The 22340-nt window shown below is 61.6% G+C and carries 20 protein-coding genes and 1 pseudogene; 10 read left to right on the top strand and 11 right to left on the bottom strand.

The annotated features are described in order from the left end of the window. From hisB to hisD, 3 genes are read right to left on the bottom strand one after another with little or no spacing between them, the layout of a single operon-like run. The gene (gene hisB, locus MHY22_RS00105) at positions 1-603 is read right to left on the bottom strand and encodes an imidazoleglycerol-phosphate dehydratase HisB (RefSeq protein ID WP_239277384.1); all 603 of its coding nucleotides are present in this window, start codon (positions 601-603) and stop codon (positions 1-3) included. Continuing rightward, the gene (locus MHY22_RS00100) at positions 600-1730 is read right to left on the bottom strand and encodes a histidinol-phosphate transaminase (protein WP_239277383.1); all 1131 of its coding nucleotides are present in this window, start codon (positions 1728-1730) and stop codon (positions 600-602) included. Before MHY22_RS00100 ends, hisB begins: the two co-directional genes overlap by 4 nt. After that, a complete protein-coding gene (hisD, locus tag MHY22_RS00095) occupies positions 1731-3041 on the bottom strand; it encodes a histidinol dehydrogenase (RefSeq protein WP_239277382.1) in 1311 nt (436 codons plus the stop codon). It abuts the gene before it with no gap. A gap of 126 nt (positions 3042-3167) precedes the next feature. Between hisD and MHY22_RS00090 the strand changes: the two genes are divergently transcribed. Further along, a complete protein-coding gene (locus MHY22_RS00090; protein ID WP_239277380.1) occupies positions 3168-4064 on the top strand; it encodes a YbjN domain-containing protein in 897 nt (298 codons plus the stop codon). A gap of 9 nt (positions 4065-4073) precedes the next feature. On the opposite strand, the gene MHY22_RS00085 is transcribed toward MHY22_RS00090, so the two are convergent. Further along, positions 4074-4478, bottom strand: a complete 405-nt coding sequence (locus MHY22_RS00085; protein WP_225746752.1) for a hypothetical protein — start codon at positions 4476-4478, stop codon at positions 4074-4076. A gap of 82 nt (positions 4479-4560) precedes the next feature. Next, the gene (locus MHY22_RS00080; protein ID WP_239277379.1) at positions 4561-5349 is read right to left on the bottom strand and encodes a hypothetical protein; all 789 of its coding nucleotides are present in this window, start codon (positions 5347-5349) and stop codon (positions 4561-4563) included. A 164-nt stretch (positions 5350-5513) separates the two neighbouring features. Between MHY22_RS00080 and MHY22_RS00075 the strand changes: the two genes are divergently transcribed. The 5 genes from MHY22_RS00075 (at position 5514) to MHY22_RS00055 (ending at position 11323) form a co-directional block, all read left to right on the top strand. Beyond that, positions 5514-6053: a TetR family transcriptional regulator gene (locus tag MHY22_RS00075; protein WP_239277377.1), complete on the top strand. Its 540-nt coding sequence runs from the start codon at positions 5514-5516 to the stop codon at positions 6051-6053. 21 nt (positions 6054-6074) lie between these two features. Further along, complete coding sequence (glgX, locus tag MHY22_RS00070) at positions 6075-8273, top strand: glycogen debranching protein GlgX (protein ID WP_239277376.1); 2199 nt, start codon at positions 6075-6077, stop codon at positions 8271-8273. A 13-nt stretch (positions 8274-8286) separates the two neighbouring features. Beyond that, positions 8287-9618, top strand: coding sequence for an exonuclease domain-containing protein (locus tag MHY22_RS00065; protein ID WP_239277375.1), 1332 nt, complete (start codon positions 8287-8289; stop codon positions 9616-9618). A 78-nt stretch (positions 9619-9696) separates the two neighbouring features. After that, positions 9697-10314: a hypothetical protein gene (locus tag MHY22_RS00060; protein WP_005328828.1), complete on the top strand. Its 618-nt coding sequence runs from the start codon at positions 9697-9699 to the stop codon at positions 10312-10314. Between the two features lie 10 nt (positions 10315-10324). Continuing rightward, positions 10325-11323 (top strand): GTP pyrophosphokinase family protein, encoded by a 999-nt coding sequence (locus tag MHY22_RS00055; RefSeq protein ID WP_239277373.1) that lies wholly within the window; start codon positions 10325-10327, stop codon positions 11321-11323. A gap of 22 nt (positions 11324-11345) precedes the next feature. Here the strand turns inward: MHY22_RS00055 and MHY22_RS00050 are convergent, their stop codons facing one another. From MHY22_RS00050 to ilvA, 4 genes are read right to left on the bottom strand one after another with little or no spacing between them, the layout of a single operon-like run. Continuing rightward, positions 11346-11735 carry an RNA-binding S4 domain-containing protein gene (locus MHY22_RS00050; RefSeq protein WP_023021235.1) on the bottom strand — a complete coding sequence of 130 codons (390 nt, stop codon included), beginning with the start codon at positions 11733-11735 and terminating at the stop codon, positions 11346-11348. Further along, entirely contained in the window at positions 11736-11975 is a 240-nt protein-coding gene (locus MHY22_RS00045) for a hypothetical protein (protein ID WP_239277372.1), read from the bottom strand. Between the two features lie 2 nt (positions 11976-11977). Further along, a complete protein-coding gene (locus MHY22_RS00040; RefSeq protein WP_239277369.1) occupies positions 11978-12616 on the bottom strand; it encodes a YigZ family protein in 639 nt (212 codons plus the stop codon). Continuing rightward, positions 12616-13884 carry a threonine ammonia-lyase IlvA gene (ilvA, locus tag MHY22_RS00035; protein WP_239277367.1) on the bottom strand — a complete coding sequence of 423 codons (1269 nt, stop codon included), beginning with the start codon at positions 13882-13884 and terminating at the stop codon, positions 12616-12618. The genes MHY22_RS00040 and ilvA overlap by 1 nt, the downstream gene beginning before the upstream one ends. 99 nt (positions 13885-13983) lie before the next feature. Between ilvA and MHY22_RS00030 the strand changes: the two genes are divergently transcribed. After that, a complete protein-coding gene (locus MHY22_RS00030; RefSeq protein ID WP_239277366.1) occupies positions 13984-15849 on the top strand; it encodes a choice-of-anchor I family protein in 1866 nt (621 codons plus the stop codon). 62 nt (positions 15850-15911) lie between these two features. Next, entirely contained in the window at positions 15912-16397 is a 486-nt protein-coding gene (locus MHY22_RS00025) for a hypothetical protein (protein WP_239277365.1), read from the top strand. A 49-nt stretch (positions 16398-16446) separates the two neighbouring features. On the opposite strand, the gene MHY22_RS00020 is transcribed toward MHY22_RS00025, so the two are convergent. Together MHY22_RS00020 and dnaE are read right to left on the bottom strand one after the other, a co-directional pair. Next, a complete protein-coding gene (locus MHY22_RS00020; RefSeq protein WP_239193209.1) occupies positions 16447-17637 on the bottom strand; it encodes a cobalamin-independent methionine synthase II family protein in 1191 nt (396 codons plus the stop codon). 72 nt (positions 17638-17709) lie between these two features. Continuing rightward, a complete protein-coding gene (gene dnaE / locus MHY22_RS00015; RefSeq protein ID WP_239277363.1) occupies positions 17710-21282 on the bottom strand; it encodes a DNA polymerase III subunit alpha in 3573 nt (1190 codons plus the stop codon). A 45-nt stretch (positions 21283-21327) separates the two neighbouring features. Between dnaE and MHY22_RS00010 the strand changes: the two are divergent. Beyond that, a pseudogene (locus tag MHY22_RS00010) lies at positions 21328-21699 on the top strand (EamA family transporter); the annotation flags it as partial. A 58-nt stretch (positions 21700-21757) separates the two neighbouring features. Next, the coding region (locus MHY22_RS00005; protein ID WP_239277362.1) for a transposase at positions 21758-22340 on the top strand (583 nt) is incomplete at its 3' end.

Genomic DNA, 22340 nt, shown 5'->3' with positions numbered 1-22340 from the left:
CTAGAGTGCTCCCTTCGTCGATGGAATTCCAGTTTGGCGTGGGTCTAATTCCACCGCACCGCGCAGCGCACGCGCTACGGCTTTATACTCCGCCTCCGTAATGTGATGCGGATCGCGCCCATAGCGCACGTTGAGGTGGAGCGTTACCGCAGCGTGGGTGGCGAGCGTTTCAAAGAAGTGGCGGTTGATCACGGTGGCGTAATGCCCACCGATGGTCTGCCACTGCAGGTGCTCTGGTTCGCCGTTCATGACGAAATAGGCGCGCCCAGAAAAATCCACCACCGCTTCCACTAAGGCCTCGTCCATGGGCAAAAGCTGGGAGCCAAAGCGGCGAATGCCGGCCTTATCCCCCACCGCCTCACGCAGCGCGGTGCCGAGCACGATGGCGGTATCTTCCACAGTGTGGTGGGCATCTACCTCCACATCGCCCTCAGCCTGCACGGTGAGATCCAAGCTGCCATGAGTAGCAAAGGCCGTGAGCATGTGATCGAAAAAAGGCAGTCCGGTGGAAATATCGCTGCGTCCCGTGCCATCGAGGTCAATGTCCACAGAAATCTGCGATTCCGACGTTGCCCGGTGGGCGCGTCCTACGCGGTTGCTCATGCTTCGCTCCTTTCTCCTGCGAGCGGGGAATCCGCCACTACTGTATCCGCAAGGTCCTCAGCTACGGCCAAAAAGGCCGAATTTTCTTCTGGCAGCCCCACCGTCATGCGCAGGTGGCCTGCGATGCCAACATCGCGAATGAGCACTTCCTTATCCAAGAACTGTTGCCACACGCGGTGTTGGTCAGCAAAGCGCCCGAAGAAGAGGAAGTTGGATTCGCTCGGCAGGACGGTATAGCCCAATTCGCGCAGGCGAGCGGCCACCCGCTCGCGTTCGGTGGCAATCTTTTCCACGGTGGCGAGCGTATCCGCGCTATGGCGCAGCGCCACCGTCGCCGCTGCTTGGGAAAGCACGGACAGGTGGTACGGCAAGCGCACCAACATTACGGCCTCCACAAAGGCCGGGTCCGCCACAAAGTATCCGAGACGGCCGCCGGCAAAATCGAAAGCCTTAGACATGGTGCGCGAGACCACCAGCTTCGTGGGGTATTTATCCAGCAGCGTCACCGCAGAAGGCGAGGAAGAGAATTCGCCATAAGCTTCATCGACGATGAGGATGCCCGGGGCGGCGTCGGCAAGCGCGGCAATATCGTCCACGCTGGTCACCCCGCCAGTGGGGTTATTCGGCGTAGTCACAAAGATGATATCCGGCTGGTGCTGCGCCACGGCTGCCAGCGCCCGGTCCATATCGATGCGGAAATTCTCATCGCGCGGGCACTCCACAAACTGCGTATGGGTCCCATCCGCGAGGATAGGGTGCATGGAATAAGACGGGGTGAAACCGAGCACGCTGCGGCCTGGACCGCCGAATGCCTGCAACAGCTGCTGCAAAATCTCATTCGAGCCATTGGCCGCCCACACCTGCGCATAGCCCACGCGCACCCCGGTTTGTTCAGAAACGTAGTCCGCCAAGGCCTGGCGCAGCTCCACCGCATCGCGCTCCGGATAGCGATTGAGCGTGGTGGCAAGGCGCTGGGTCTCCGCCACCAAGTCATCCACCAGCGCCTGCGAGGGAGGATAAGGATTTTCGTTGGTATTGAGCTGGTAGGCCACGTGGAGCTGCGGCGCCCCATAGGCAGACTTGCCGCGCAGCTCCTCGCGCAGGGGAAGATCATTCAAGTGCGTCATTTAATTCTCCTCGAATCGGGCGCGGATAGCCTCGCCGTGGGCGGGCAGCCCCTCGGCCTCCGCAAAAGCGATTACGTGCGGGGCAATCTCTTCCAGCGCAGCTCGGTCATATTCAATGAGGTTGACCGGCCGCATAAAGGTATGGGTAGAAAGACCGGCAGAAAAGCGCGCCGTACCGGAGGTGGGCAATACGTGATTGGAACCAGCCGCGTAATCTCCGAGCGGCACTGGAGCAAAGTCCCCTACAAAGATGGCACCGGCGTGCTTAATCCGCTCGGCCACCGCGCCGGGCTCTGCGGTGTGGATCTCCAGGTGCTCAGCAGCGTAGGCATTGGCCACCGCCACCGCTGCATCCAGGGAATCGACCAACACAATTCCGGATTGCTCGCCGCCTAGAGCTTCGGCCGCTCGCTCCGCATTAGCGGTGGCACCGTAGCGCGCCTCTACCTCCGCCTTCACACGCTGAGCCAGGCTTGGCGATGCCGTAATGAGCACGCTCGCGGCCATCGGATCATGCTCGGCCTGGGAGATAAGGTCATAGGCCACATACACCGGATTCGCGGTGTCATCAGCGATAATGGCGATTTCGGTCGGCCCAGCCTCGGCATCCGTGCCCACCACGCCGCGCACCAGCCGTTTGGCCGCGGTGACGAAGATATTTCCAGGGCCGGTAATCATATCCACAGGGGCTAGTTCGGCGTCATCATCGCCGTAGGCCATCAGCGCGATGGCCTGGCCGCCTCCTACCGCCCAGACCTCATCCACGCCCAGCATCTGGCACACGGCCAACACCGTGGGGTGAGGCAGGCCACCGCACTCTTTTTGTGGCGGCGAGGCTACCACCAAGCTTTCCGCGCCGGCCGCCTGCGCTGGCACGGCATTCATAATCACCGAGGACGGATAGACCGCCTTGCCTCCCGGCACGTATAGTCCAACGCGCTCGACGGGGCGAAAGACCTCGGTCACCGTGGCACCTGGCGCCAGCTCGGTGGCGTGCGCGGCCGGTTTCTGCTCGGCGTGAACCTTGCGGACCCGCTCAATGGAGGCCGCAATCGCTTGGCGCACCTGCGGGTCTAGTCCGGAGGCGGCCTTCTCCAGCTCCGCTTGGGGCACCCGCAGGTGGGTTGGGCGCACGCCATCGAATTGCTCGCCATAGTCCAAGGCGGCCGCAGCGCCTTCTTGACGTACTCGATGAACCAGCGGCGCCACCTTGTCCACCACGGCGGCGACGTCGGTGCCACCGCGCGGCAAAACTCGCCGCAGCTGGGCGGGGCGCAGCTCTTGGCCGCGCAGATCGATGGTGCGAAGCATTCCCGACTCCTCTTCTCCCTATCGGATTTCTGTTATTAAACCAATATCCTAATGGTCAAACGCCAGCGAGGGGGCCGGTTTGGGCTATAGACTCGATGTCAACACAGCTTTAAGGTGGTGGCAGCGATGAGCGAAATTGAACCCTCTCTTCTGCTCGCGCATGCCCACACCATTGCCCGCGATAATGACGTGACCTGCTGGGCCTTGCCTACTGGCGAGCTTCTCGTTCCGCATGCAGCAGGCGGCTCCACCTTCATCTTTATAGACCAGCTGGAAGAACCGGTGCTCCACCTGCACACCAGCCCCCGCGGCGGCGTCGATCTCAGCGAGATCTCCGAGCTCGCACACCTAGCCAACGAGTGGAACCACGATTGCCTCTCCCCGGCCGTCGTGGTTGATTATGATCAGCCTGACTGCGTGAGCGTTTCCGGTCATAGCTATCTGCCGGCCGATACCTCCCCCAGCCGCGAACAGCTCGCGGCATTCCTCCTACCGGCGCTGCGCAATGCGGAGGTCCTCATGGATCTGCTCGCCCAATCCCATCCCGGCCTCGTGCGCGAAGCCTCACCGGAGCTTGCCCCGCTTGCCGACGCCCCCTTGGAACCCTTCACCCTCGATAGCCTGGCCGAGATCCTGCCGCTTATTGGCATCCAGCGCTTCCAAAGCGACGGCGCCACGGCGATCTACGCGTGGGTCAATGACGTTCTTTTCGCCTTCGCACTGGACAACGGGCCCAGCCTCATTATCAAAGGGCATTGGGACCCCAGCCTGGACGAGGCGGAATTTACCCGGCTATTCCTCATTTGCAATGACTGGAATCGCGCCCACCACGGCGCCGTAGCATTTTGCCACCACACCGCCGAGGGCCTGCAAGTGCGGATGGATGCCGCCACCATTACCGCCGCGGGCCTTACCCGCCCGCAACTATTTAGCACCATCGGCCGCGGGCTCAAGCACATCCTGCACGGCATCGATGACATCGCACACGAAGTAACAGGTGCCTCGCCCGTCGAATGGCCCTAGGCGCGCACATCACCAATCTTCATCGGCGCTGACAAAGGCCGTGGACCAATAAGCAAACATCGCCATAAAGGGCGCCACCGCCCACGAGATGGCTGGGGAAAAATTCGGGGCGAACTCTACAACTTCCCCTGGGTTTTCTGGCGGATGCGTGGCGGTGACCCCGCCAAAGACATAAAAGGACGCTGCCCCAGCCAGGGCACACACGCCGACCCACAGGAGCATCGACAAGCCCCGCCCTTGCCGGCGCAGGTACGCGCCCAGCCCCAAGAACAAACCAAGCAGGCCGGTAATGAGGGCAAAGGTAATAAAGGCGATGAACTGAACGCTTCCCATCGCATCGATGGCATAGCCACCATCGTCTACCTCATGGCCGGTAAGCGTCGGGCGGAAAAGCCCCCACAGCGCACCGGCCACGCCATAAACCAGGAGCGCACACGCGAGTAACCCCGCACCAAAACCTAGGGTGCGGGGTAACCGGCGCTTTAACAGAGACAACTTAGTTACAGAAGGTCCAGTTACCATTCTCGCGGCGGAAGCGGACCGTGGAGGTCTCGGTGCCCTCAGAGTTGGACACGCTCACGGTTGCAGAAGCATCGTCGCCGTTGACCACAACGTCATTGACGGACTGCAGCTTGGTCGACTGCGGGATGGACTCCAACTGGCTAGCGAACTTCTCTACCTCGGCGTTGCCACCGCCCTGCTGGCGCATGGTGTTGGCGTACTCGGCAAAGGACTGGTTCGGCAGGCTATCGACGTACTGCTGGTACTGGCCAAACTCCTGGGACTGCTCATCGCGGACTGCCTGGCAGGCGTGCTGCGGCATGTAGTTGAAGTATTCCTTCACATTATCGATCTCGTGCTGGCCGCGAACCAGCTGCTCGATGGCCTGCTTATCGGCATCATTAGCGTTCTGGCCACCTTCAATCGGCTTGATGTCCTTCGCGCCAGCGAAAGGATCCTCACCATTGTTCAGCGGGTTAGCCAGCTGATCTGGCCCCTCGCCAGCGCCGTCCTCGCCCTCCTGGCCTTTTGCACCTGCAGCGGCGTCCTTCTTTTCACCGTCCTTATTCTGATCCTTTTCTTTATCCTTGTCCTTGTCCTTGGACTTATCGGCGTCCTTGTCCTCGGACTTATCTGCAGACTTATCCTCAGAAGACTTGGATGCCGTGGTGGCGGAAGCCTTCTTGGAATCGTCATTGTCATCCGAACCACACGCAGCCAAAGCCAGCGGGGTGACCAGCGCAACTGCGATGAGGGACTTCTTTGCAGGGGTCAAAAAGGACAAGGGAAAGCTCCTGAATCAATCTTGCGAATGTGAAGCCACCCCAAGAGCGGCCTCTTATTTGTCTTCGCAATACTAACAACCCGACGATGGAAATGACATTGAGACTCCGTTAAAAGAACCTGTGAACTACCGTCCCGCCCGGCCAAGTCCGTACAATTGCCAAGGTGCACATAAATCGCGAGAGTATTATCGGCGCCGCGCTTTCCCTGCTTGATTCCTATGGGCTTGGGGACGTCACCATGCGCCGCGTTGCTTCCTCCCTCGGCGTTGCCCCCAGCGCACTCTACTGGCACATTGCCAATAAGCAAGCGCTCATTGCAGCCCTAGCAGAGGAGATTATCTCCCCCGTTTCTGGGGAGTCTCTCGAAGACATCAGCCTCAACCTCCGTGATTTGCTGCTCGCCCGCCGCGACGGCGCCGAGGTAGTCATTGCCGGCCTCTCCCTCCCGCAGGCCCCTGCCTGGGACCGCCTCTTGACGGCCTTCACCGCTGCCGCCACGCGCAGCACCCTTGCTGCCGACAGCGCCCACCGCGCCGCCGCGCTCTCCGCCATTCACCTCGTGCTCGGCGCCACCTTAATGGAACAGTCCCAACGCCAGCTTGCAGAAACCACCGGTGAGTCTCCGGTCACAGATTATCGCGCAGACCTTATACGCGGCGTACGCATTATTAACGCTGGACTTACGCACGGCGCCGGCGCCTAGAAAGTGGTTATGCTCGTGGGCATGAACACTCCCGCCATGGACGCAGTCCCCACGCCCACCGAGCGCTACGGCCGCCAAATCTGGCCCGGCAAACCCACCCCACTGGGATCCACCTTTGATGGATCCGGCACCAACTTCGCCCTTTTTTCGGAAGTAGCGGACAAGGTCGAGCTCTGCCTCATTGATAAGGAAGGCAACGAAGACCGCATCGAAATGTCGGAGGTCACCGCCCATGTGTGGCATATTTACCTCCCCAATGTCACCCCTGGCCAGCGCTACGGCTACCGCGTCTATGGCCCCTATGAACCAGAAAACGGCCTGCGCTGCGACCCTTCCAAGCTCCTTGTCGATCCTTATGCCCGCGCCTTCGACGGCGAATTCGACGGCGATGCCTCCCTCTACTCCTATGACATCCACGCCGAGGAACCCGGCACCGGCCGCAACGAAGAAGACTCGCTGGGCCACACCATGTTGTCTGTGGTGATTAACCCCTTCTTTGACTGGCGCAGCGACCACCGCCCCCATATTCCCGATAACGAAAAGGTCATCTACGAAACCCACGTTAAGGGCATGACCATGACCCACCCCGACGTGCCGGAAGAGCTCCGCGGTACCTACGCGGGCATGGCACACCCGGCCGTCATTAACTACTTCAAAGAGCTTGGCGTTACCACCGTTGAGCTCATGCCCGTCCACCAATTCCTGCAGGACGATCGCCTGCGCAACCTAGGCCTGCGTAACTACTGGGGCTATAACACCTTCGGCTTTTTCGCCCCACACCATGACTATGCCTTTGCTAAGAAGCCAGGCGAGGTGGTCTCCGAGTTCAAGACCATGGTCCGCGCCTTCCACGAGGCCGGCATCGAGGTCATCCTCGATGTGGTTTATAACCACACCGCCGAGGGCAACCACATGGGCCCGACCATTGCCTTTCGCGGCATCGATAATGGCGCCTACTATCGCCTCGTCGAGGGCGATGAGGCCCATTACATGGATTACACCGGAACCGGCAATTCCCTCAATGTCCGCCACCCGCACTCGCTGCAGCTGATTATGGACTCACTGCGCTACTGGGTTACGGAGATGCGCGTCGATGGCTTCCGCTTCGACCTGGCGGCGACCTTGGCGCGGGAGCTTGACGACGTCGACAAGCTCGCCACCTTCTTCGACCTAGTCCAGCAAGACCCTATTGTCAGCCAGGTCAAGCTCATCGCCGAACCCTGGGACATCGGCCACGATGGCTACCAAGTGGGCAACTTCCCGCCCATTTGGAGCGAATGGAATGGCAAGTACCGCGATACCGTGCGCGACTTCTGGCGCGGCGAGCCCGCCACCCTGGGTGAATTCGCCTCCCGCCTGACCGGCTCTTCGGATCTCTATGCCGATAATGACCGCCGCCCCACCGCCTCCATCAACTTCATCACCGCCCACGATGGCTTTACCCTGCGCGACCTTGTTTCCTATAACGACAAGCACAACGAGGCCAACGGCGAGGACAACCGCGACGGCGAATCCTTCAACCGCTCCTGGAACTGTGGCGAGGAAGGCCCCACCGATAACGACGATATCCGCAAGCTGCGCCGCCGCCAGACCCGCAACTTCCTGACCACTCTCCTGCTTTCCCAAGGCACTCCCATGCTCTCGCATGGCGATGAATTTGGCCGCACGCAAGACGGCAATAACAACGTCTATTGCCAGGACAACGAGCTGTCATGGATGGACTGGTCCATGCTGGAGGAGGAAAAATCCGCCGCGATGCTGGGCTTTACCAAGCGCGTCCTGGCCATCCGCAACCACCACCCCGTCTTCCGCCGCAAGCGCTTCCTCGCCGGCGGCCCGCTCGGCGCGGATGTGAAGGAACGCGATATCGCCTGGCTGGTTCCTTCGGGCCGCCTGATGACCCAGGACGACTGGGACCACGACTTCGGCCGCGCCCTTATGGTCTACCTCAATGGCAATGCCATCACGGAAACCACCTCCCGCGGCGAGCGCATCACCGATGATTCCTTCATCATGATTTTTAACTCCCACGACGGCGAAATCGAGTTCACCCTGCCCACCAAGGATCTCGGCGCTACGTGGCGGCTGATGGTCGATACCGCCGATTCCGGCGGTTACCCCGCGGAGGAAACCCTTATTGAGGCAGAGGGTACGATCACGGTGCAGCCGCGTTCTACGCTGATCTTGCGTCAGGTTGAACCGCCCGTTTTCGATTCCTAGAGAAAGGCCCCTCGTGTCATTTCCCGCGCACGGCGTACTCATCGATGTCACAGCGGATAAACTCGTGCTCCACCGCACCCTGCTGGCTACCAGCCTCGGTGCCCCCGCCACTGAAGATATCCCGCTTGAGTCCATCGACACCGTGCACGTGAGTGAACCGACCCCCACCGGCTTCGGCGCCCTAGACTTGGGCGCCGCCGGCACTATCGCCTTCGCCCCGCACCAAGACCCGCAGGCCGTCGCCCGCGCCATTTCCGCCGCACAGCGCGGCGAAGCACCCTCTTCCGCCGCCACCATCCCCGGCCTTGATTTCACTGCCGTGGACGTGGAAACGGCCAACGACAACTGGGGTTCTATCTGCCAAATAGGCGCGGTGCGCTTCCGCGATGGCCAGGAGACCGCCTCCCGGTCCTGGCTGTGCACCCCTCCACCAGGCCTCGAGCACTTCGCGGATATCAACGTCTCCATCCACGGCATTACCGCGGACAATGTGGAAGGGGCGCCGGCTTTTGCCGACGTCGCCAAGGAGCTCTTCGATTTCCTCGGCGGCGACGTGCTTGTCGCGCACAACGCCCAGTTTGATTCCACCGCACTGCGCTCCGGCCTGCTTACTGCTGGCGCCGAGGTGCCCACCGTGCCGCTGGCCTGCTCCCTCGCGCTGTCCCGCGATGCCTCCAAGGCCAAGGTCATTTCGGTACGCAACCATAAACTGCCCACCGTCGCCGCCCACCTGTCTGCGCCGGACTTCAGCCACCACGACGCCACCGAGGATGCCCGTGCGGCCGGCGAAATCATCGCCCGCTTGGCCGAGCGCTTCGGGCACACAGGCAGCATCCGCGACCTATTCACCGCACGCGAATTCACCTTGGGCCGCCTCGATTCCGAGGCCATCCTGCCTGTCTTACGTGCCCACACCGCCCCCACCTCCGGCGCGGATCTCGGCGCTGGGACCGACTTCCGCGACCAGACCCGTGCGGCCGGCTCCGCACAGAAGAAGTCCCGCGGGCCCGCCCCGTGGCAGTCCGTCGCCACCCCGGACACAATCCCAGAGCCCAACCCCGACGCCGACCCGGAAGGCGCACTCTACGGCCAGCACGTCACCCTCACCGGCGATTTCGAGCCCTTTGATAAGGGCGTGCTGTGGCAGGGCATCGCCGAGCGTGGCGGCCAAGTGGCAAAGAACGTCACCAAAAAGTCCACCCTGCTCATCGTGGGCGAATGGGCCAAGAAAACCTCCAAGGAAAAGCGCGCGGAGGAGCTGCAGGCCAAGGGCCAAGAAATCGACATCTGGCCGGCCGATAAGCTCTTTGCTGAGCTGCAACTCGACGCCGAGCCGCCCTTCTAGGCCCCCGGGGAACCAAACGGCGGTTTCTCCAGTCCAATAAAGGCGACCGCACCCTACCGCCACACTGGAGAAACCGCCGTGACCGTCGCCCTGCGCCCGCCTCGTCCCACCACCGCAAACCTTCTGCCTGCGCTCTTTGCCCGCTCGTGGCTGAAAGAACAGCGGCTTTCTGACGACGGCTTCTGCGACTCCCTCGCCACCATCCAGCTCTCCCCCAGCCTGTCCATGGCTCTGGTCTTTCCTGGCAAGCAGACCTTTCGCCGGCTCAGCCACCGCGGCCTCGCGGACATGGATATCTCCGCGCGCCGAGCATGGAACCACGCCTCCCATAACCTGCAGCGCGCCGCACTCGATTCGCAAGGGCTGCGCTTTTGGACCCGCCCCGCCGCCTGCGAGCTTCCTTCCGCCGCCCGTTTCGGTGGCTTGCAGGTCCGCTCCCACGGCGCACCGATTTCCTCCTGGATTGCCCACCCAGAGACCTTTACCGTGCTGGACAAGCACATGCGCCGCCTCTTGCGATCGCACTCCCTGACCTACCTCGTTCCGGACTCCGCTACGCTCTTTGCCTTTGCCCACCTGCCGGACACCTATGCCCGCCAGCTGGCCGCCGATGCCGTCGCGCGCGTGCCCCGCCATCGCACCGTGCTCCACCCACGCCCGCTAGTATGGTCTAACGGATTCCCGCGGGAGTTATGAAAGGAGCACCATGCCGGAAAGTAGGATGTCGCGGCTGAGCAATCAGTACCACGACTGGGCGCGCAGCCACCCCACCGCCGCGGTGGACTTCCGCACCGCCATCGAGGACCTCCTCAATGACGCCGGCATCATCTTCGACCGCGTCTCTACCCGCGTCAAAACCTGGCCCTCACTGAAGGCGAAGGCCAAAAAGCGCCGCGAGAACGGCGATTTTGTCTATCCCCAGCCCTGGCAAGAGATCCACGATGTGATGGGCGTGCGTGTGACGTTGTATCACTCCACCGCTATTCCAGAAGCGCTAGGCGTTTTTGGTGAATCCTTTAAGGTTGAACGCTCCGTTGACAAGGCGGCCGAAACTCGCATTTCCGGCGGCTTTGGCTACGGCTCCCACCACCTGGTGCTTACCGTGACCGAAGATAGCGCGGCTGCGATGGAAGAGCTCGCCGCCTACGTGGGATGGACCTTTGAGGTGCAAATTCGCACCGTCCTGCAGCACGCGTGGGCGGAGTTTGAGCACGATATCCGCTATAAACAGGGACCGAACCCGCCCTCGCCGGAAGTTGACCGCCTGTTTACCCTGGCCGCGGGGCTTATCGAGCTTGCAGACCAGCAATTCGATGAGATCGCCGCGCTCAAGGCCCCCGATACAGAAACCGACAAGGACGTCGAGCTTACCGCCGAAACCCTGCCGGGCGTGCTCGCCATCATTTTGGGTAACCGCTTCCCGCTCTCACGCTCGGAGCACTACCGCTTCTTGGCGGAGCTCCTAGAGCAAAACGGCGTGCGCCACCTGGGCCAGCTTGAGCAGTTGCTGGATGACACCGCCATTGCCCACGTCCACGACGCCATGCGCTACCGTTTCCGCCCCGGCCAGGTGCGGCTTATCGACGACCTCCTGCTCAACAAATTTGGCAAGCAACACATCGAGGCCACCGCCGAATCCGGCGACCGCCCGGGCCGCAAGCGGCGGCTTACTGCGCGCCTGAAAGCGCTACGCGCTGTCCACTAGCCGCGCGGTAATTTTCGACAACTTACCGGAAACCGCCGCGGAATTTCTCCATGTCGCGGCGTTCCTTCTTCGTCGGCCGGCCAGCACCGCGCGGGCGCACGGGAACCGACGGCATAAACTCCTTGGGCGGCGGCGGTGGCGCATGGTCCGTGTAGCAGGTGCGCGCGACGGGCGCGCCGACGCGCTTGGCGACGGTCGCTAAAACCTCGAGGTCATGCTCGTGGTGGTTGCGCCATACGCGCACGCGGTCGCCCGGCACCACCTGTTGGGAGGGCTTGACGGCCTCGCCGTTGATCTTTACGTGCCCGGCGCGCACGGCGGTCGCGGCCGCAGACCGGGTTTTAAACATGCGAACGGCCCACACCCAGGCATCGATCCTGACGGGGCGGCCGCTAGGTTGCGGTGCCGGCATCTAGTACTGGTTGTGGTTCTCGTTGACGATTTTCTGGATCTTTAGCCAGTTATAGCCGCCACCTGCGACGGCGACGATGGCACCAATTAGCATCCAGGCCCAGAAGTTAACCGAAAGCACGCCGAGCACTACGCCCACACCGATGCCGCCGGCCACGCATACGACAGCGTTGCGGGAGTGCTTGCGCACCTGCTGCTTGCGCTGCGCAATGGGGTTATTCGGTCGTTGCTGCATACTCATGGTCAGGATCCTACCTCAACCCACGCGCTGCCGGCCTCTGCCGCCTCGAGCTGGCCCTGCGAGATCGCTGCCAGCGTTGCTTCCAGCTCGTCCAGCCCGCCTGGGTGCACGGCCACGGTAAAGGTGACCGCGGCCGCATAGGCGGTATCGGTTATCTCATAACCGCGCCCACGCAGGTCCGCCTCTACCCGCCCGGCCGTCGCATGTGGGCACTCCACGGCATAAAGCTCCCGGCGCGCCCTGGTTACCGACCGCACCTTCTCCATGGCCTCGCTCACCGCACCACCATAGGCATGCACCAGCCCGCCGGCGCCCAGCTTGATGCCGCCGAAGTAGCGCACGACTACCGCACACACATCGAGCATGCCGGAGCCCTTCACCACGTCTAGCATCGGCTTTCCGGCCGTACCGGAGGGCTCGCCATCATCAGAGGATCGCTCCACTGGGTTCGCGCCATCAACGTGATAGACATAGGCGGAGCAATGGTGGCGGGCGTCGGGAAAGCGGCTGCGGGCGGCGTCGATAAACGCGCGGGCCTCTTCCTCATTGGTAACGCGACCAATCAAGGTAATGAACCGGGAGCGCTTAATTTCAATTTCGTGTTCGACCTGGCCTACTGGGCGACGATAAGAATCTTGCATTAGGCCACGAGGAATTCGTACTCGGGGGTGCCGGGCTTGAGGTACTGCACCGAAATCTTGGATTCTCCCATGCGCTCTAGCAGGCCCTCGAGATCCTCGGCACGGCTAAGCTGCAGGCCCACCAGCGCAGCGCCCGTCTCGCGGTTATTGCGCTTGAGATATTCAAAGAGCGTGATGTCATCGGTCGGGCCCAAAATCTCATGCAAGAAGTGGCGCAACTGGCCCGGCTCCTGCGGGAAATTCACCAGGAAATAATGCTTCAGGCCGCGGTGGACCAGGGAGCGCTCCATGATTTCGGCGTAGCGCAGCACATCGTTATTGCCGCCGGAAATTACGCACACCACCGTCGAGCCTGGTTCCAGGTCCAATTGGTGCAGGCCCGCCACCGACAGTGCGCCGGCCGGCTCCGCAATGATGCCCTCATTTTGATACAGATTGAGCAAGTCCGTGCACACTGCGCCCTCGGACACGGTGTCGAAGCTCAGGCGCTCGCGATTGGCCTGCAAAATCTCATAGGGCAGCGCACCTAGGCGCTTGACGGCCGCGCCATCCACGAAGGGGTCGACCTCCTCCAGCGTCACCGGGCCGCCGTGGTCAAACGCCGCTCTTAGCGACGCCGCCCCTTCCGGCTCCATACCCACCACCCGGGTCTGCGGCGCCATATCCGCCACGTAGGAGGTAATGCCAGAAATCAGGCCGCCGCCGCCCACAGGAACGACGATGGTATCGAGCGACTTGCCCTTGGCTGAAAGCTGTGCCACAACCTCCGCCGCGACGGTGCCTTGTCCGGTGATGGTGTCGCGGGCGTCGAAGGGCTCGATGAAGGTGGCGTCGCGCTCGGCGGCGTCGGCATGCGCGGCGGCAGCTGCCTCATCGAAGTTGGCGCCGACCACCACCAGTTCCACCTGGTCGCCGCCGTGGACCAGGATGCGGTCGCGCTTTTGCATCGGCGTGGGTTCCGGCACGAAAATCTTGCCGGCAATGCCCATCGTGCGGCAGGCATAGGCCACGCCCTGCGCATGATTGCCGGCCGACGCCGTAACAATTCCCCGGCCGCGCTCTTCCTGGGGAACATTCGACATACCGTTTAATGCGCCGCGAATCTTATAGGAACGCACGTCCTGCAGATCCTCGCGCTTGAGATAGACCTCGCAGCCCGTCTCGGCCGACAGCCGGGCGCAGTACTGCAGCGGAGTCGGGGCGATTTCCGAGCTAATCCGTGCCTGCGCCTGCTGGATATCGGATGCGTGGATGGTCGAATCAGTCATGTCTTGACAGTCTACCCATTCACTGGAAATTCACTGTCCTTTAGTTGCACCGTTACCTCCATCAGCAATAGTGGACATAACCACAAGAAAGGAAAATTTATGCTCAAGCGCATCGCTCTCTGCGTTACCTCCTCCCTCGTCCTCGCCTGTGCCCCGGCCGCACACGCCCACATCGTGGATAACGTGCTGGAACACTCCGCCCCCAACGCCGCACTACAGCTGACTCCCATCGGTTCCCATGAATCCGGCGTCCTAGGCAAATCCACCGCCGAAATCGTCACCTACTACGCTGCGTCCCAGCGCATCCTCACCGTCAATGCGCGCTCCGGCGAGGTCGATATCCTCGACGCCTCCGATCCCACCCAGCCGCGCAAGATCGGCGCCATATCCGCCGGCGGGGACAAGGAAATCAACTCCGTGGCCGTGCGCCCCGATGGCCTGGCCGTCGCCGCGGTACAGCAGGCGGACAAAACCGACAACGGCGAGGCGCTGTTCTTCAATGCCGAAACCGGCGAGGAGCTTGGACGCGTAGGCGTTGGCGCCCTGCCCGATAACGTGCACCTCACCGCCGACGGCCGCCACGCACTGGTTGCCAACGAAGGCGAGCCTTCCGACGCCCTCAACGCCGAGGGCACGGCCTACCTCAAGGACCCAGAGGGCTCCATTTCCGTCATCAGCCTGCCCGAGCACGTCGCGGCGCCCGCGCTTAGCGACGTCCGCACTGCCGACTTCACCGCCTTTGACGCCGCTGACCTCGACCCCTCAATCCGCGTCTTTGGCCCCTCCGCGCACCATAACCTGCCTTCGCGGGACTTCGAACCGGAATACCTTTCTTCCGCGGGCGGCAAGGCCTATGCCACGCTGCAGGAAAACAACGCCATCGCGGTCATCGATATCGAATCCGCCACCGTGGAAAAGGTAATCCCCGCTCATATTGCAGACCACTCCCAAGTGCCGGTGGATCCGTCCAATAAGGATGACGTGGCGGAGCTGCGCACCATCCCGGTCAAGGGCCTGTCCATGCCGGACTCCATCGGCGCTTTCGAGGCAGAAGGTCAGACCTATTTCGCCACCGCCAACGAGGGCGATGCCCGCGAGTGGGGAGGCTATACCGACGAAGTAGAGCTCAAGGACCTAGTAAAGGACGGCAAGGTCTGCGACGGCCTCGAGCTCCCCGAGGGCATTGAGGATAAGAAGTTTGCCGGCAACCTCAAGCTCACCAACGCTTCTGGCTGGAACGAAGAAAAGGAGTGTTTCGACGGCCTGTATTCCTATGGTTCGCGCTCCTTTAGCATCTACGACGCCGAGGGAAACGTCGTCTTCGATTCCGGTGCGGACTTTGAAAACATCACCAAGGATATGCCCGGCCTTAACTTCAACGCCGATAACGAGGATCCGGATTTCGATGACCGCTCCGATAACAAGGGACCAGAGCCGGAAGCCTTGACCATCGGCAAGGTTGGCGATCGCACCTACGCCTTCATCGGCGCAGAGCGCGTGGGCGGCATCTTTGTCTACGACGTAACCACCCCCGCCGAGGCACAGTTTGTCACCTACGTCAATAATCGCGATTTCTCCGTTGGCTACGACGAGGACGATGTCGCTGCCACCACCAAGGCCGGCGACCTCGGACCAGAGGGGCTAGCCTTCGTTCCCGCTGCAGATTCCCCTACCGATGACGCACTCCTCATCGCCGGCAACGAGGTCTCCGGCACCACCACCGTGTTCTCCGTCAAGGACCTGCTTGCCGACGCCCCCGACGACGCCGACTCCCCTGCCGCATCCAGCAGCTCCAACGGTTCCAGCAACGGCAGCAGCGGCAGCAGCGTCGCTGCCGGCGTGGGCATCGTGGCCGGTTTGGTAGGTCTTGGCGCCCTGATTGGCGGGGCGCTGGGCTTCCTGCCGAAGACCGTTGACGAGTTCTATGCGCTGTTGCCGGCGCAGGTGCGCAAGCTTTTGCCATAGACCTTCCGGGGTTTACCTGCTAAATTATTTGAGGCTAATACCTCTCACTCTAAAGGAGAACCATGCGCAACCGTCTCAGCACCTCGCTCGTCGCCGCCACCGCCGTGGCAGCGGGCCTCGTTGCACCAGCTACCGCTTCTGCCGCAGAAGATAAGGCGAAGGAGATTTCGGCTGAATGCCAGGCCGAGGTCGACAACGCCAAGGAAGAACACCTCGAGAAGATCAAGAACGGCGAGCTCGGATCTTCCGCCCGCACGCCGCAGGAGCTCATGCAGGGCCTGGCCAACGGCTACGGCTCTTCCGGAATGCCAAAGGAACCGGACTGTGTGGCCGAGGAGGCAGAGGCGCAACAGATCGAGGCACTCAAGAAGCTTCCTATCTGGGGTTCTTCCTCCCCAGAGAAGTTCCTCGAGGTCATGAGCTGGGTTACCGTGGCCGCCAGCCTCGTTGCTGCGCTGCTGCAGGCCTTCACCATGGTTGCCAAGGTGAACCCGGCTGTGCTGGAGCCGATGAAGAATGCCCTCAAGCAGCTGGGCGTGCGCTTCTAAGCACTGAATAATCTAGCCGCTCCGGAACTCCGGAGCGGCTTTATGCGTTTTAGAAGAGTTCTCGGGTAGCAATCTCCGCGCCCTCGACCAAGGACTGCAACTTCGCCCAAGCAATCTGGGGGTGCAGGCGGCCGCCCAGGCCGCAGTCGGTCGACGCGATGACGTTTTCTGGGCCGACTACTTCAGCGAATTGGATGATGCGATCGGCCACGAGGCGCGGATGCTCTACCGCGTTGGTGGAGTGCGAGACCACGCCCGGGTAAATCACGGTACCCTCCGGCAGCGCGTGATCCTGCCACACGCGCCACTCATGCGCGTGGCGCGGCGAAGCGGCCTCGAAGGAGAATCCGCCGACCTCGGCACGCAGGATTTCCTCGACAATATCCGCAAAGGGCACGTCGGTAACGTGCGGGCCGTGCCAGGAGCCCCAGCAGATATGCAGGCGCGTTTGTTCCTTGGGCAGGCCAGAGATGGAATCATTGAGGACGTCGATACGCTCGCGAATAAAACCGCGGAAGTCCTCGACCGACGGCTCCGGATTGATTTGGTCCCAAGCCTCGGCCAGGTCGGGCGCGTCGAACTGCACAGTAAGCCCAGCATCGGTGATGGCCTGGTATTCGGTGCGCATGGCACGGCCGACGTCGGCAAGCAGCTCATGCTCATCGTCGTAGTAGCGGTTGGTCAGGCGCGCTGCCGAGCCGGGCGAAAGGGCGGCGATGAAGCCGGGGGTGCCGGTTGGGAGGGCGTCGGCAAGCAGGCGAACATCGGCGGCAACCTCGTCCTGGCCGATGTAGGTTACAGGGCCGGTGAACTCTGGGTTCGCCACCTTGGCGCGGCCGGTGAAGATGCCAGAATCCGGATCATTATAGGCCTCCGAGAACAACGCGCGGTCGCGGCGATCAATAAACGACGTCAGCCGCGGCTCACCCGGCTTAGATCGCACCACCTCGGCCGATTCCCAGCGGTCGGTATCCGTCATCGTCAGCCCGCCCAAGCGGCTAAACGAATAGTTCCACCACGCGCCATAATCCACCGCGCCAGAGGTGATATGGCCGTACTCGCCCTCGTTAATGATATCGAGGCCGAGATCGAGCTGCCGCTTGACGACGTCCGCCACCGCAGCCTCCAAAATCCCCTGAAACTCCGCGGCCGGCAGCTCCCCGCGCTGCAGGTTGGCTTCCAACAGCTCCGGGGTGCGCGGCAGTGAGCCGACGTGGGTGGTACGAATCTTGTTAACCATCAGGTTTCCTCCATCGATATAGACTGTGCTGTCTAGATTAGTGGAGGGCGCCTGCCGCCGCCGAGTTTAAATTCAGCCTAAAATGCCCGCGCCCATTGTGGCCTTGAGGTCGCCCATGAGGTTGCCGGATCGCTCCACGCGCAGGTGGTCGCCGAGGATCATGGTGGTGGACTCGGAGCCGTCGACAAGCTCGAGGTACACGTCTGACTCGCCCTGGTTTTTGAGCAGGACCTGCTTGAGCCGGGCAATGTTTTCCATGGTGCACTGATCCGTGCGCAAAGTCAGGCGCAGCGGCAGACCGGCGCCACCGCCAGGACCGAGGTCTGGGACGCGGATATCAGAGCAGAACAGGGAGCGACGCTCATCGCGCACCTTGACGTTCACGCGCGCGAGGATGATATTGTCCTCCACAATCTGCGGGGCGACGAGCGAGTACACCTTGTTGAAGACCAGGATTTCCACCTGCGCGCCGTTGTGGTCTTCCACCGTGACAATGGCCCACGGCGAACCATCACGCTTAGAGAAGCGGCGGTCCACGCCCGAAATAATGCCACCGATAATGAGCTCTTGGCCGTTATGGACCTCGTCGTTGAGGATCTTGGTCAGCGGCGTATCCGTCTGCGCGGCCAGCGCCTCCTCGAAGCCATCGAGCGGGTGGCCGGAAACGTAAAGGCCCAGCATCTCGCGCTCGAGGGCAAGTTCGTGTTTACGATCCCAGTTGTCTTCTGGAATATCCAAGGCAAAGGCGTTGGAGGCCGCATCGTCCTCTCCCCCGCCAATTCCAGCGAAGAGATCGAACTGTCCCTTATCCGCGGCCTTCTTGGTGGTTTGCACCGCGTCAACAGCGTCCTCATGGATGAGCATGAGGCCCTTGCGCGGGTGGTTCAAGTCATCGAAGGCGCCGGCCTTAATGAGCGCTTCTGTCACGCGCTTGGTGCAGGCGGCGAGCTCGATCTTGTCCAGGTAGTCACTAAACGAGGTAAACGCGCCCTTGTCGTGGCGGGATTTGATGATGGATTCCACCACTTCCGAGCCAACGTTGCGGATAGCGCCCATGCCGAAGCGGATATCCTCTCCCACCGCCTGGAAGTCCTCTTCGGACTCATTGACGGACGGCGGCAGCACCTTGATGCCCAGGTGGCGGCAGTCCGACAGGTAAATGGCGGACTTATCCTTTTTATCGCCCACCGAGGTCAACAGCGCAGCCATGTACTCCGGTGCATAGTAGGCCTTGAGGTAGGCCGTCCAGAAGGACACCAAGCCGTAGCCCGCGGCGTGGGACTTATTAAACGCGTAGGACGCGAAGGGCTCGATGGTGCCCCACAGCGCATCCATGGCGGACTTGGAGTAGCCGTTTTCTTGCATACCGCCCCAGAACTTGTCGTACTGCTGGGCCAGCACTTCGGGCTTCTTCTTACCCATTGCTTTACGGAAGCCATCTGCCTCGCCGGCCGTGTAGTTGGCGACCTTTTGCGAGATACGCATGATCTGCTCCTGGTAGACGATGAGGCCGTAGGTCTCATCCAGGATTTCCTTGAGCGGCTCTTCCAACTCCGGGTGAATTGGAGTGATTTCCTTACGGCCGTTCTTACGGTCCGCGTAGTCCCAGTGGGCGTTCACGCCCATCGGGCCAGGGCGGTAGAGCGCAAGGGAGGCCACAATATCCTTAAAACCGGTCGGCTTCATGCGCTTGAGCAGCTCTTGCATGCCGCCGGAGTCGAGCTGGAAGACGCCCAGCGTATCGCCGCGCGAGAGCAGGTCATAGACCTTGGAGACCTTGGGGTCGTCAGCATGCAGCTGCTCTAGGTGGATTTCTTCGCCGCGGTTGCGCTTGATGTTTTCAATCGCATCGCCGATAACGGTGAGGTTGCGCAGGCCCAAAAAGTCCATCTTCAGCAGGCCGATGGCCTCGCAGGCCGGGTAATCCCAGCCGGTGATATAGGCACCGTCGGCCGGGCGCTTCCACATGGGGATGTGGTCCATGAGGCGAACCGAGGCCATAATCACCGCACAGGCGTGCACGCCCGCCTGCCTGACGACGCCCTCCAACCCCCGCGCCGTGTCATAAATCTTCTTCACATCTGGGTCGGATTCCACCATCTGGCGGACCTCGGCGGCCTCGGAGTAGCGCTCGTGGTCCGGGTCCGTGATGCCCTTGAGCGGAATGTCCTTGGCCATGATGGCAGGCGGCAGCGCGCCGTTGATGCGGTCGGCCATCTGGAAGCCGGGCTGGCCAAAGTGCACCTTGGCCGAGTCCTTAATGGCCTGCTTGGTCTTCACCGTGCCGAAGGTAATCACCTGCGCCACCTTGTCCTCACCCCAGCGCTCGGCCGCATAGGTGATCATTTCGCCGCGACGGCGGTCATCGAAGTCGATATCGATATCGGGTGCGGACGGGCGTTCTGGATTCAAGAATCGCTCGAAGAGGAGATCGTGTTCCAGCGGGTCGATATTGGTAATGGTCAGCGCGTAGGCGACGAGCGCGCCGGCCGCCGAGCCACGGCCCGGCCCCACACGAATGCCCACGGAGCGCGCGTGCTTAATGAGCTCGGCCACGATGAGGAAGTAGGACGGGTAGCCCTTCATCTCAATCACGGAGATCTCATACTTGGCGCGCTCGATATACTCCTCCGGAACATCACGGCCGGGGAAGCGCGCTTGCAGACCCTCCATCACCTCATGGGTGAGCCAGGAGGTTGGGGTGTGGCCCTCGGGGACGTCGGCAATAGGCATGCGATCGTGGGTGTGTTCTTCCCAGATTTCGCCGTAGTCTTGCACACGCTCGGCAATCCACAGGGTGTTATCGCAGCCGTCTGGAATCATATCGTCCCAGGTCTCGCGCATCTGCGCGGCCGACTTAATGTAGTAGCCGGTGCCGCCGAACTTGAAGCGGTCCGGGTCCATGAAAGTTTTGCCAGTCTGCACGCACAGCATCGCCTCGTGCGCAGGCGCCTGGGACTCCAACACGTAGTGGCAGTCATTGGTCACCAGCGGCGGCAAGTCCAGCTTGCGTCCGATTTCTAGCAGGCCATCGCGCGTGCGCTTTTCGATGTCCAGCCCATGGTCCATCAACTCCAAAAAGAAGTTGTCCTTGCCGTAGATGTCCTGCCACATGGCCGCGGCCTCCAGCGCCTCGTTGAACTGGCCGAGGCGCAGGCGGGTCTGGACATCGCCAGAAGGGCAACCGGTGGTGGCGATGATGCCGTCGGCATGTTCGGCGATGAGCTCGGCGTCCATGCGCGGCCACTTGCCCAACTGACCCTCGTAGGAAGCAAGCGAGGACAAGGTAAAGAGATTGCGCAGGCCGGTGGCATTCTCCGCAATCATAGTTTGGTGGAGGTAGGCACCGGAGGCGGAGACGTCATCGCGCTTTTGATCCGGCGTGCCCCACAGCACGCGCTTTTTATTGAAGCGGGATTCGGGCGCCATATACGCCTCGATGCCGATGATGGGCTTGACGCCGGCGCCGGTCATGCGGCGGTAGAAGGCATCAGAGCCATACATATTGCCGTGGTCGGTCATGCCGACGGCCGGCATTTCTTGGCGGACCACCTCGTCTGCCAGCATATCGACCTTGGCCATGCCGTCCAGCATGGAAAACTCGGTGTGGTTGTGCAGGTGGACGAAGGAGGAGTTTTTGGCCATGCGGCTCATCATAGCGGGGCGGTCAAAATGGGCTATTATTTTGTGATGCTCTACACGCTCGCCGCCTACATCATGTGGGGATTTTTCCCCGCGTTCTTCCCTCTGTTGCTGCCGGCATCGCCGCTGGAAATCTTGGCCCACCGCGTGCTGTGGACCGCGGTTTTAGTCACCGGATTTTTGCTCCTCGGCGGCCGGTGGCGCGAAATGGCGCGCATGGACAAGCGCACGTGGGGTTGGCTCGCGGCCGCAGGTGTATTCATCACGGTTAATTGGGGTACCTACGTGGTGGCGATTAATAGCAACCACGTGGCCGATGCGGCGCTGGGGTATTTCATCAATCCCTTGGTGTCGGTCGCCCTCGGCATGGTGTTTTTGAAAGAGCGGCTCCGCCCGTGGCAGGCCGGCGCGGTGGGCGTTGGAGAGTGTCTGATGGTTTGTGTGTGGGTACCTAACCCGCATGAGGAGATGGACCAGAATGACTACTGTGGCACGACGAGATCCGGCTGATAAGGCCAAGATTGATGCGATTGAAAAGAAGCTGCTTGCTAACCCTGAAATCGCGAAGCTGATTGATGACCTAGGCACATCCACAACGGATGCCAATGACCTGGTTCGCGGCATGTTGCAAGCCTCGATTACCAGGGGACTCAACGCTGAAATGGATGCCCACCTGGGCTACGAGTCTGGCGACAGGAGCGCTAAAGCTGCTGCTGGAACAGACAATCACCGCAACGGGTCATATCCAAAGACCGTGGATTCTAACTACGGGCCAGTCACCGTTGATGTCCCACGCGATCGGGCTGGAACATTCTTGCCGACTATGGTTCCTAAAGGTTCTAGGCGCTTGACTGATGTCGATGACATGATAGTCAGCTTGTACGCCGGTGGGATGACAATTAGGGACATCCAGCACCATATGGCAACGGCGATGCGTGTTGATATTTCCCATGAGACGATTTCCGCGGTTACCGATGCCGTCCTCGATGAGGTCATGGTCTGGCAAAACCGCCAGCTAGACGAGTTCTACCCGGTCATTTTCCTGGATGCGCTGCGCATTA

Origin of the sequence: Corynebacterium sp. ACRPO, from assembly GCF_022347205.1 — a bacterium.
Lineage (GTDB): Bacteria > Actinomycetota > Actinomycetes > Mycobacteriales > Mycobacteriaceae > Corynebacterium.
This window is presented reverse-complemented; position numbering and strand designations above follow the sequence as displayed.

Excerpts from the sequence above, each read along its gene's own strand:
- hisB (WP_239277384.1), bottom strand. The coding sequence starts at position 603 with ATGAGCAACCGCGTAGGACGCGCCCACCGGGCAACGTCGGAATCGCAG.
- MHY22_RS00100 (WP_239277383.1), bottom strand. The coding sequence starts at position 1,730 with ATGACGCACTTGAATGATCTTCCCCTGCGCGAGGAGCTGCGCGGCAAG.
- hisD (WP_239277382.1), bottom strand. The coding sequence starts at position 3,041 with ATGCTTCGCACCATCGATCTGCGCGGCCAAGAGCTGCGCCCCGCCCAG.
- MHY22_RS00090 (WP_239277380.1), top strand. The coding sequence starts at position 3,168 with ATGAGCGAAATTGAACCCTCTCTTCTGCTCGCGCATGCCCACACCATT.
- glgX (WP_239277376.1), top strand. The coding sequence starts at position 6,075 with ATGAACACTCCCGCCATGGACGCAGTCCCCACGCCCACCGAGCGCTAC.
- MHY22_RS00055 (WP_239277373.1), top strand. The coding sequence starts at position 10,325 with ATGCCGGAAAGTAGGATGTCGCGGCTGAGCAATCAGTACCACGACTGG.
- MHY22_RS00050 (WP_023021235.1), bottom strand. The coding sequence starts at position 11,735 with ATGCCGGCACCGCAACCTAGCGGCCGCCCCGTCAGGATCGATGCCTGG.
- MHY22_RS00045 (WP_239277372.1), bottom strand. The coding sequence starts at position 11,975 with ATGAGTATGCAGCAACGACCGAATAACCCCATTGCGCAGCGCAAGCAG.
- MHY22_RS00040 (WP_239277369.1), bottom strand. The coding sequence starts at position 12,616 with ATGCAAGATTCTTATCGTCGCCCAGTAGGCCAGGTCGAACACGAAATT.
- ilvA (WP_239277367.1), bottom strand. The coding sequence starts at position 13,884 with ATGACTGATTCGACCATCCACGCATCCGATATCCAGCAGGCGCAGGCA.
- MHY22_RS00030 (WP_239277366.1), top strand. The coding sequence starts at position 13,984 with ATGCTCAAGCGCATCGCTCTCTGCGTTACCTCCTCCCTCGTCCTCGCC.
- MHY22_RS00025 (WP_239277365.1), top strand. The coding sequence starts at position 15,912 with ATGCGCAACCGTCTCAGCACCTCGCTCGTCGCCGCCACCGCCGTGGCA.
- MHY22_RS00020 (WP_239193209.1), bottom strand. The coding sequence starts at position 17,637 with ATGGTTAACAAGATTCGTACCACCCACGTCGGCTCACTGCCGCGCACC.
- dnaE (WP_239277363.1), bottom strand. The coding sequence starts at position 21,282 with ATGGCCAAAAACTCCTCCTTCGTCCACCTGCACAACCACACCGAGTTT.